Below are 774 nucleotides of genomic sequence, written 5' to 3'. Positions count from 1 at the left end.
AAGGTGAAAGCACAATTGAAGTGAGCGTACGCGACAGCGTAGGCAACGAAACCACCGTGAGTGAAACCACGACTATCGACACGCAAGCGCCAACGCTTACGATACAAAATGTAGGCGATATAAACGACTTAACCCCTACATTACAAGGCACCAGTAACGAAATTGGCGGCACGGTAACACTCACCGTGACCGACAGTGACGGCGCTGTGCAAACCATTACCACCACCATTGGTACGGATGGGCATTGGGATATTGAAGTGCCCAGTGCGCTGGCACAAGGTGACTTTACTGTAACGGCCAGTATTACTGATGCCGCAGGCAATGAAAGTACCGCCAACAGCAGTGGCAATGTAGATACTATTACCCCGGTTGTAACCGTGGATGCACTGGGACTTGGTAACGACAGCACCCCACTTATTAGTGGTACTTCAACTGAGCCAGAAGGCACAGTTGTTAACATTGTAATCACCGACAGTAATGGGGATGAAACACCGCTCACCGCCACCGTGGATGTCAACGGCAACTGGCAAGCAATCAGCCCAGAATTACCTGATGGCAGCTACAGTGTACAAGCCAGCATTACGGATGCGGCGGGCAATACAGGCGGCGCTACGCAATCGGGCACCCTTGATAGCCTTGCCCCGACACTGACACTCGATACTGTGGGTGCCACCAACGACAGCACGCCAACCATTAGTGGTACCACGAATGCACCAGCCGGCACGGTAATTAGCATCAGCGTTAGCGATGGCATTACCACCGAAACCTTTACAG

The 774-nt window shown here is 52.3% G+C and carries 1 protein-coding gene; it reads left to right on the top strand.

Translation table 11 applies throughout. The annotated features are described in order from the left end of the window. Window positions 1-774 (top strand): Ig-like domain-containing protein (locus PSH54_RS20505; RefSeq protein WP_273607003.1); only part of this gene is annotated, 774 nt, incomplete at both ends.

This window comes from Pseudoalteromonas sp. Angola-30 (assembly GCF_028599215.1).
Taxonomy (GTDB): Bacteria; Pseudomonadota; Gammaproteobacteria; order Enterobacterales; family Alteromonadaceae; genus Pseudoalteromonas; species Pseudoalteromonas atlantica.
This window is presented reverse-complemented; position numbering and strand designations above follow the sequence as displayed.